The sequence below is a fragment of the Bacillus cereus group sp. MYBK14-1 genome (genome assembly GCF_051916885.1).
Classification (GTDB): Bacteria; Bacillota; Bacilli; order Bacillales; family Bacillaceae_G; genus Bacillus_A; species Bacillus_A cereus.
The window spans coordinates 1-8,276 of record NZ_JBQAHM010000038.1 but is presented as its reverse complement, the minus strand read 5'-3'; the positions used below and the strand labels follow the sequence as shown (position 1 = coordinate 8,276).

The following is an 8,276-nucleotide window of genomic DNA, read 5'->3' as shown; positions in this document are numbered from 1 at the left end:
TTCAATAACCTCTTTAGCTACATCTTTAAGCACAGGCACAAGAAATTCTAACCACTGTGGTTGCAGTGTTTGTCCTGCATTTAAAGGCATCATTGGTCCTGTGTGTTGCATACCAGGGCCAGCTTGCAATCTTTCAATAACCTCTTTAGCTACATCTTTAAGCACAGGCACAAGAAATTCTAACCACTGTGGTTGCAGTGTTTGTCCTGCATTTAAAGGCATCATTGGTCCTGTGTGTTGCATGCTAGGGCCGGCTTGCAACCAGTCAAACTTTGGTATACATGGGTTAACAATTGTCACTTTTTATCACTCCTGTTTTGAATTTGAATGCATAAATCCATTCCATAAATATGATTTCCATAAAAATTATAAATATACAAAGCAAATGCCATTCGCGGACACGAGCCACAGTTCATCAGCTTCTCCAAAAGGATGTTTTTGTATCATCCTCTGAGCTTCCCATCGATCCATTACTGAAGCTATGTATCCTATTGGATGAATAGTTGCCCGCCCTGTAACTGATTTGTATTTTTTAGTGCGTTTTTTTCGAATTTCCTAATCCTATAATATGATAGGGTACAGACTTCCACTTTCACACCCCTCAGGAATATTGGGGATGAAGCTCGGAATTATCTGCTGCTGTGCCTGTAAGGCCTCTAGACGTGTGATTATCGGATGGTCGACATACCTGCAGAACACGGGGTCCCATGTCACATACTGTGGCTGGAGCTGTGGTCCGGTCCCTTGTGACTGCATCTGCGGCCGTGCCTGTAACTGATTGAGCACAGCGCTAACTATATCTGGAATCATGGGGATTAAACTTTCCAAAAACTGGGACTGGAGCCGTGGTCCGGTTTGTTGCATTGGTATGGACTGCATTCCAAGTAGATCCCTTAAATCACGAAATTCCGGCCAGTATTTGATTCTAAGATACCAGTCTGGAATTGCAGATTGCGTTGTGAGAAGTGGTGATCCCCCCCAACCATGTGTCGTCATTTTAAATCTCTCCTTTTTTATAATTTTTGAGGATGGATTAAATTCCATTTCGATAGCTATACTTTCCAAAACGCCTTTCACTTATACAGCCTAAATTCGGGTTTGTACGTTTATAAAGGTTATAAAATCACTTTGCGATCGTTTATAAAATGAATCAAAAAACTTTTGCTTACATAATTTAGGGATCAGTTTTACGAAACCCACTTATACGTTGGCAAAAGCTGACCCAGCGAAACAAAAAGAGTTTATAGAAGAAACGTTTCCTACCTATCAAAAAACTTTTAAACGAGGATATTAATCATCTTCTTTTTCAAGATGAGTCAATGATTCGTGATTACCAATTCCTTCAGCAAACATGGTTTTTAAAAGGAAAGCAACGAAGCATTCCCACTTACGGAAAGCACCAAGGTGTCCAGCTCATTGGGACACTGGTTTTGTTGCAAAGTTTTCTAAATGAGGATACACTCTAGAAAAAAGAATAAGGAGAATCACGAATGCGATACTTTAAAGGAAAACAGTTCAAAAAAGATATTATTTTAGTAGCCATGGGCTACTATTGTCGTTTTTCTTTAAGCTATCGCGATGTATCTGAAATCCTAAGAAAACGTAGTGTCTCTGTTCATCTTACAACCATTATGCGCTGGATTCATGAGTATAGAAATTTAATCTATAAAATTTGGAAAAAGAAAAATAAGCATGTACAACGATCGTGGAAGTTAGATGAGACTTATATAAAAGTCAAAGGTGAATGGTGTTATCTCTATTGTGCAATCGATAAAGAGGGACATACACTAGAGTTTTAAATTCGTAAAAAAACGAGATCATCAAGCGGCATAGGCTTTTATGCACGTACTATTTATTTTATACAAGCCAGTATTTGAACAATCGTATTGAAGAACAGGATCATAGACATATAAAGCAACGCTTTACTAAATCTGCAGGATTTCAAAATCTACGTCATGCTTCTCGTATGATTAAAGGAATCGAAAAGATTCATGCTCTATATAAACTCCGGTTTTTCAACGTACAATGAATTATAGCAATTACTTACTATTGCATAAAATTTCATAGTACTGAATTTGACTTTTTATCTGTTAAAGAACTTTGCAACAGAACCAAAGATATTGATTGGAATTTTGTATTATCAAACCCGCAAGCAAAAGGTTTATCAAATTTAGAACTAGCAAAAAAAGGGAGAAGTCCTTTTTACAAGGATGATACACAAATTCAACTGTACCATACGACCCAGCGAGAACCAGGAAGCATGGTTGAATTACCGGCTAGTAAACATCGGAAATACTCAAAACAGCTTCATGGCACAATTGAGGATGGAGATAGTTTTAGAAATTATCCAGTTTTAACAGCTCAGTATGAGAGATTTCGTGAGTATTACTGGAAACAAAGAGCACAAGATTATCAAAAATAAAATGAAAGAAGGAGTAATATAAATGAAGGAATGGATTGCTAACATTTTTTCCGGACGGGAGGAAAAAGGAGATTTTTTTGGAGGAGTTGAAGATGAATTTATTAACCAACTTGAAAAAAGCTTAGATTGTAAATTTCCAGATAGCTATCGTTGGTTTTTAAAGCATTACGGTGGCGGAGGTATACTCGGAATAGATTTAACATGTGCAGGTTAAATAGATAATTCACCAATACTTTCAGAAACTGGAGTGTATCGTAAAATTGGATCTTGGTTCATCGCAATATCCTCCAATGTTTGGGTTAAGTGTTCATCTTCATTCGCTGAAAGTAATAATAATCAACGAATAAGCTAATAAATTGCAACAACTAAGAAAACAGATTGAAAAATTCAATCTGTTTTCTTAGTTGTTTATTATGAATTTTCTCTCAAAATATGTTCAACTTCTTCTATACTTAATTTACTTGCTTTTGCAATCGTTTCAATTGGTATACCCAGTTCATGCATACCTTTAATCATTTGAATTTTCCCTTGCTGAACTCCTTCTTGGATGCCCTCTTGAATACCTTCTTTTTTCCCTTCATTACGAGCATGAGCGAACTTAGCAGCCTCATCCATGAGAGCTTTTTCCTTTGCTTCATACGCTTGTCGGAAAGAAGAATCTTGACTCATACGTTCCCATTTATTCATTGCTTTTTGTAAAATAGGGTCTTGGTTCATCGCAATATCCTCCAATGTTTAGGTTAAGTGTTCATGTTCATTCGCTGAAAGTAATAATAATTAAAGAATAAGTTAATAAATTGCAACAACTAAGAAAACAGATTGAATTTTTCAATCTGTTTTCTTAGTTGTTTATTATGAATTTTCTCTCAAAATATGTTCAACTTCTTCTATACTTAATTTACTTGCTTTTGCAATCGTGTCAATTGGTACACCCAGTTCATGCATACCTTTAATCATTTGAATTTTCCCTTGCTGAACCCCTTCTTGAATACCTTCTTTTTTCCCTTCATTACGAGCATGAGCAAACTTTGCGGCTTCATCCATCAACGTTTTCTCCCTTGCTTCATATGCTTGTCGGAAAGAAGAATCTTGACTCATACGTTCCCATTTATCCATTGCTTTTTGTAAAATAGGGTCTTGGTTCATCGCAATATCCTCCAATGTTTGGGTTAAGTGTTCATCTTCATTCGCTGGTAGTAGTAATAACCAACGAACAAAGGAATCTTCCCAGGGATTTACTTGTTCATTACGCCACTGTTGCACGAGTTTTGGAATCTCTACAATATGAATTTCTATGTCATCACTTAATACCTTCTGTTGTTGTTGATTCCATAGAGTTCCTGTTGTATGGAATGCCTCGTATTCAGAAAACATAACGAAATTTAACAAATTAATCGTAATTGTTTTATGGAGAGAACTATATGGCATTCCTTTTTGAAGTTGGGATGTGTAAAGCCTTCCCCAATAATATAAACTTCTCTTAATCATATCATGATTATTATTTAACTGTATTTCCACATTTACCTTGGTTCCCGTATCTAATGTTGCGGAAATATCTAAAATTGATAATTTATCCTCTTCATGTTCTCGATGCAAGTGTGGGTCTTCTAATTGCAAAGAAACAATAGGGGATTCTAAAGAACCTTGTAACATTGCATTTAAAAATGCAACTAGAATATCCTCATTTCCATTTGTACCAAATAATTGTTTAAAAGCAAAATCAATGCGTAAATCCACTAATTGTTGGTTGGTCATGGGCTTTCCTCTCCCCCACCTCATAAGATGTTTTTCTTTCATTGTACATAAAATAGTGACGTACATGCAAACAAACTCTTATTTCAACAGACATAAGGGTTTGAATAATTTTATAGGGATTTAACAGTTTGTATTTTTTTGAACTACCTCCTATTTTCGTATTTACTGAATGTAAGTTTCAAAGGGGCTGTTAGTGAAAGAAATCTGTTATTAGCAAATACATAATGAATGGAAAACTCTGTTTCAAATGTTTAAAAGAAAAATAAAAAGTCTTGTTTAGCACAAGACTTTTCTCTTCATTTTGGTTCAATTATATATCGACTATCCTCTGAACTACATAAACTTGCAGTATCAATTTTCACGCGACATGTACCTAATCGTCGCCTTACTTCTGACTGTAATTTTTCATTTGCTTCTTCTAAAGAACTTGCTGGAATGATTGTAGATTGTAAGTTTGATACTTTGCCACCATACATTACTGAAAATTCTATTTCATATCGATGTATCATGGTTCCTTCACTCCCCTTGTTTTCCTTACAACTCAATCTTGTTATTACCAGATCTTTATCTCTTGTAGATGTATACGCATTTGTAGTACATACATAATTGCTCTTAATTAGGTGATTGTAATGACCTACACTGAAAGATATTTTTTGCTGCCCATAACGAACAAAAATAAAGAGGGCTATTACATAATCAATAAAAAAATATGTTTGTAATTATTCTTTCTTTAAATTTTCGACTATTCCTGCTAATACAAAATTGCATAGCCATTGCTTAATATAATATATGCAATAACTTTCAAAAAAATCATTGTTCCATCCCAGTTCGCTGATAAATTCATCTAAACTATCTAAAAGCTCGAATAATAAAGTAAAGATAAAAGTGGATTCTATTCATTCAAATGATAATTGAGAGATTTTATGAATGTATGAAAATGGAGATTAGTTTACTTTTAATACACTTGTTAACTAAATATTTCTTAAAAACAAAATGAGTTGATTTTTTCTATCCCTCGTGAATTTCTTTAATACTTTTTCCTTCTAAAAATGCATGTCCGGTCTTAATTTTTTCTACTGTTTCAAATCCATACTTCTCATACACTTTTTCTACTTTTTCATTTATTGGAATCACCCAAAGATTATCTAATCCTCTATTCATTACTTCACATTGAATAAAATGAATAAGTTCACCTATTAACCCTTTACCTCTAAACTTTTCAATTGTAGCTACACTTTCCATTCGGGCCTGTTTCTCATGTTCAAAAATACAAGCGATGGAACATGGTACTCCATTGTATCTAAGCAGATAGTGAGTAAATGCTGGATGTTGGAATTCCTCTTGAAAAGCCTTTTTTCTAACTTCGCCGCCTCCAAGCTCCTTTATATTACATTGAATATCTAAAGCTTCTTCAAAATTTAATTCAGATACCCTTTCAATAGTAACTTTTTCATTTTTATCTTTTTTAATTAATTCCTTATTCCATAATTGAATTGGAAGTATTAATTCTTCAAATCCAAAATTCCTTATTTGTAATTCAGAGATCAGTTTTTCTTGCATATCTAAGTTGTATATATAAAATCTAGGTACTATATTTTTAGTTTTGTAGAAATGAACTACTTCATCTACTATCATTTTTGGGTTCAAACTTACTACGCTTACATGTGCATGATTTGCATCATAATAATATGGGTTACCTTCATTACAAAATATAGAACCCCATGATTTCTCTATTTGGCTAGTAAAGGTTTCAAAATATGCAAAATCAAGCTCAAGAACATTTTTTAAATTAGTCATACAGTATTCCCTCTTCTCTATGTTTTCCTCAATATCTTTTATAATTTATTATACATTTGAACATCTTAATGAAAAGTAAGTATAAATTTCGGACTATTAGTTTACATTCATTCCGCCTTAATCATTGATTTTAGTGCGAATTTCTAATTACCCTCAAAATCAATTAGAAAAGTATAGATTCAAAACAATACAAATAAAGAAAATAGGATACCTATAAATAAAAAGGAAAAAGCTAGATTTAGACTAGCTTTTTCATATAATCCCTATTAATGATAATTAAAATCAAACTGTGGTTTTCTAAAAGATTTGGATTATTTCTTTAGGATAGTTTCTATATGTATATTCTGAATTTATATATGTATATCAAACTATTGCATCCATTAGGAATCTATTCAACTCTCTCTATCTTCAAAAACAGTTTGTACCAGTACCATCTCACATGCCTTATTACATCTTATAAGTAATTTGATATTTGAGATTCAATCTTTCGACTATTTAATCTTGGACGTTCCAACCATTCTTTTTGATAACAGATTTTAAATAAGGCCATAAAGACACATCTGCATTCGTGGAATTGATATAATTTTCTGTTATTGAAATCCCACTCTCTTCATTTAAAACTTGATGCCACCATCCTGATGGTGTATACATAACTTCCCCTGCTTTTTGTGTAACAATTATAGGCTGAGCTTTTTTAAACAATGGGAATTTTTCGAAGTCTGGATTAAATACATCTACTTCTCCATCATATAAGTAAGGGGCTTGATCTGGAGAGAAGAATGCCCATTTCTTTTGTCCTACTATAACTGCATTCCAAGCACTTGTCATACAAAAGTCAATATGTAGAGAAGTACCAGAACCCTTTGGTCCTATGTAAATCCATTTAGGTTCATTTAATATTCCTTTTGGTATATTATCAATCCAATTATCGCCGAATGCTGTTATAGCTTGATATTCTTCACTAATTTCAGGTGTATTTTCCGTGAATGTCCAATCACAATACCATGGATTATCCTCAAAATCACCTTTTTTTATATAATCTATATATTCACCTAAACTAGTTTCATACAATTCTGTATTAGTTGGAGGTCTGCATGTATGGATAGTTATAATAGTATCTCCATATTTTTCTTTAAAATAGTCAAATGACCATTCTTTCGTTGCTTTCCAAGTATCAATTATTCCAGTTAATAATACCGGCTTGCTCTTAAGTGCGTAATTCGTTAAAAACTCTTTGTCAGTAATGCTATCTACTTTATCAATTTTATTAGTTTGATCGGCTACTAATAATTTATTCAAAATATTTCACCCCAGTTTAAATAATTTGTAATGTTATCATGCTTAGTTTTTGCTCTTGTGTCAGAAAATATTTTAAGCTAAGAAACAATAGTATATATATTTTGTAATAGAACGTGTGTTTACTTGCTTTTTTATCTTGTATATAAAGAAAGAAAATGAACACCATCAATAGGTATTTCACTATGAAGTAAGTGCAAATATTTCACCCCTCTTTAATTATGTCTCCCAGTCGTTAAGATTTTAATATCCATACTAATAATTAATTTTCAGTATAATATTTAACAAAACTTTAATGATCTATTTTCAAGTAATTAGTTCATTAACTATATGGAATATTAAGAAAACTATATAAATAATCTTTAGAAAAGTCAATATTTTTTAAAAAATGAATTAAATGTTAAATTTTTAATAGATTGATTAGAATTTATGTATTTTATTTAATTGAGGGTATGAAATCGAATATAAAAGAACCAATTAATTTTAAATATTGGATTGAAATGGATCTTAATTTTAAAAAAGTATTTATGAAGTGAATAATAAAATAGCACTAATACATTATTTAATTTCAAGAATTTCGTATTAATTTTATATAGAATAAATTTTAAAATATATAACTTATAATCTCGAAATAATAAATAAAGATTCATAAGTTTTAAAAAAATCTGTAAATATTTATAAAAAAATGTTCAAATGTTGTTGATATTCAGATAATTCCGTGATATTCTACAAAGGCACTAAGGAAAAAATAACCTTCTATACCATTAAGAGGTTTCTATTCCTTTTTTTCAAAATAATAATAAAAGAAGGTGAAGATAATTTTTCTAAATAATAAGCGTATTGATGGATTTATTCACAGATTAGATTGATTTATTTGATTTGTTTATTGAAATAAATCGATTTTAAACCAAAAATTTGAGAGGAGATGAAAACAATGAAAGTAACACGCAAAACTACACGTGAAATGACACACCGTTCATAATAAGTGATTAAAAAATGGATGTAA

At 31.9% G+C, this 8,276-nt stretch carries 7 protein-coding genes and 3 pseudogenes; 4 read left to right on the top strand and 6 right to left on the bottom strand.

Features of this window, described 5'->3' with window-relative positions; genetic code table 11:
• Window positions 1-300, bottom strand: a 300-nt coding sequence (locus ACTFR3_RS30240) for a hypothetical protein (RefSeq protein WP_440045164.1), incomplete at its 3' end; no start/stop codon positions are given.
• Between the two features lie 865 nt (window positions 301-1,165).
• On the opposite strand from ACTFR3_RS30240, the pseudogene ACTFR3_RS30235 reads away from it, so the two are divergent.
• The 4 genes and pseudogenes from ACTFR3_RS30235 to ACTFR3_RS30220 all read left to right on the top strand — a co-directional run.
• Window positions 1,166-1,427: pseudogene (locus tag ACTFR3_RS30235) on the top strand (winged helix-turn-helix domain-containing protein); the annotation flags it as partial.
• Between the two features lie 63 nt (window positions 1,428-1,490).
• Window positions 1,491-2,036: pseudogene (locus tag ACTFR3_RS30230) on the top strand (IS6 family transposase).
• Entirely contained in the window at window positions 2,030-2,422 is a 393-nt protein-coding gene (locus ACTFR3_RS30225) for an HNH/ENDO VII family nuclease (protein WP_440045165.1), read from the top strand. The pseudogene ACTFR3_RS30230 and the gene ACTFR3_RS30225 overlap by 7 nt, the downstream one beginning before the upstream one ends.
• 22 nt (window positions 2,423-2,444) lie before the next feature.
• On the top strand, window positions 2,445-2,636 hold the full coding sequence (locus ACTFR3_RS30220; RefSeq protein ID WP_440045163.1) for an SMI1/KNR4 family protein: 192 nt from the start codon (window positions 2,445-2,447) through the stop codon (window positions 2,634-2,636).
• Window positions 2,637-2,833: 197 nt separating this feature from the next.
• Here ACTFR3_RS30220 and ACTFR3_RS30215 read toward each other — a convergent pair.
• The 5 genes and pseudogenes from ACTFR3_RS30215 to ACTFR3_RS30195 form a co-directional block, all read right to left on the bottom strand.
• Window positions 2,834-3,199 (bottom strand): annotated as a pseudogene (locus ACTFR3_RS30215) (Rpn family recombination-promoting nuclease/putative transposase); the annotation flags it as partial.
• A 75-nt stretch (window positions 3,200-3,274) separates the two neighbouring features.
• Window positions 3,275-4,177 (bottom strand): Rpn family recombination-promoting nuclease/putative transposase, encoded by a 903-nt coding sequence (locus tag ACTFR3_RS30210; RefSeq protein WP_440045162.1) that lies wholly within the window; start codon window positions 4,175-4,177, stop codon window positions 3,275-3,277.
• Window positions 4,178-4,473: 296 nt separating this feature from the next.
• Complete coding sequence (locus tag ACTFR3_RS30205) at window positions 4,474-4,686, bottom strand: hypothetical protein (RefSeq protein ID WP_440045161.1); 213 nt, start codon at window positions 4,684-4,686, stop codon at window positions 4,474-4,476.
• Window positions 4,687-5,185: 499 nt separating this feature from the next.
• Complete coding sequence (locus ACTFR3_RS30200) at window positions 5,186-5,974, bottom strand: GNAT family N-acetyltransferase (RefSeq protein ID WP_440045160.1); 789 nt, start codon at window positions 5,972-5,974, stop codon at window positions 5,186-5,188.
• Window positions 5,975-6,469: 495 nt separating this feature from the next.
• Window positions 6,470-7,273: a cupin-like domain-containing protein gene (locus ACTFR3_RS30195; protein ID WP_440045159.1), complete on the bottom strand. Its 804-nt coding sequence runs from the start codon at window positions 7,271-7,273 to the stop codon at window positions 6,470-6,472.
• Window positions 7,274-8,276 lie beyond the last annotated feature (1,003 nt).

Coding starts and splice junctions, on each gene's coding strand:
- ACTFR3_RS30220 (WP_440045163.1), top strand. CDS start 2,445: ATGAAGGAATGGATTGCTAACATTTTTTCCGGACGGGAGGAAAAAGGA.
- ACTFR3_RS30205 (WP_440045161.1), bottom strand. CDS start 4,686: ATGATACATCGATATGAAATAGAATTTTCAGTAATGTATGGTGGCAAA.
- ACTFR3_RS30210 (WP_440045162.1), bottom strand. CDS start 4,177: ATGACCAACCAACAATTAGTGGATTTACGCATTGATTTTGCTTTTAAA.
- ACTFR3_RS30200 (WP_440045160.1), bottom strand. CDS start 5,974: ATGACTAATTTAAAAAATGTTCTTGAGCTTGATTTTGCATATTTTGAA.